We start from the raw sequence: 698 nt of genomic DNA, 5'->3' as shown, positions 1-698 counted from the left end.
CGTCAGTGCAGGATCAGCATCACCATAGGTTTTGCTTTTCGCAGCTGCCGTTACCGTTACCGTTTTTGCACCGATCGTTAAATCAGCACCAATATAAGTTAAGGTATAGTTGCCGTTAAGTGCAAGCGTACCCTGGTTGATCGCATAAGTACCCACGTTTTCGCCAGGTAATCTGCTTAAGGAACCGGTGAAAGTATCGGTACCCACTAAGACAGGAGCAAAAGTATAAGTCAGTGCAGGATCAGCATCACCATAGGTTTTGCTTTTCGCAGCTGCTGTTACCGTTACTGTTTTTGCACCAATCGTTAAATCAGCACCAATATAAGTTAAAGTATAATTGCCGTTTAGCGTAAGCGTACCCTGGTTGATCGCATATGTTCCCACGTTTTCGCCTGGCAAACGGCTTAAACTTCCCGTGAAAGTATCAGTACCCACTAAGGCCGGAGCAAAGGTATACGTCAGTGCAGGATCAGCATCACCATAGGTTTTGCTTTTCGCAGCTGCCGTTACCGTTACTGTTTTTGCACCAATCGTTAAATCAGCACCAATATAAGTTAAAGTATAGTTGCCATTCAGTGCAAGCGTACCCTGGTTGATCGCATATGTCCCCACGTTTTCGCCTGGCAAACGGCTTAAACTTCCCGTGAAAGTATCAGTACCCACTAAGGCCGGAGCAAAAGTATAGGTCAATGCAGGAT

General features: G+C 45.7%; 1 protein-coding gene. It reads right to left on the bottom strand.

The features are described 5' to 3' along the window. On the bottom strand, positions 1-698 hold a 698-nt coding region (locus OQX64_RS22345; RefSeq protein ID WP_265820420.1), incomplete at both ends, for an MBG domain-containing protein.

The sequence above is a fragment of the Pedobacter sp. GR22-10 genome (assembly GCF_026239715.1).
Lineage (GTDB): Bacteria > Bacteroidota > Bacteroidia > Sphingobacteriales > Sphingobacteriaceae > Pedobacter.
This window is presented reverse-complemented; position numbering and strand designations above follow the sequence as displayed.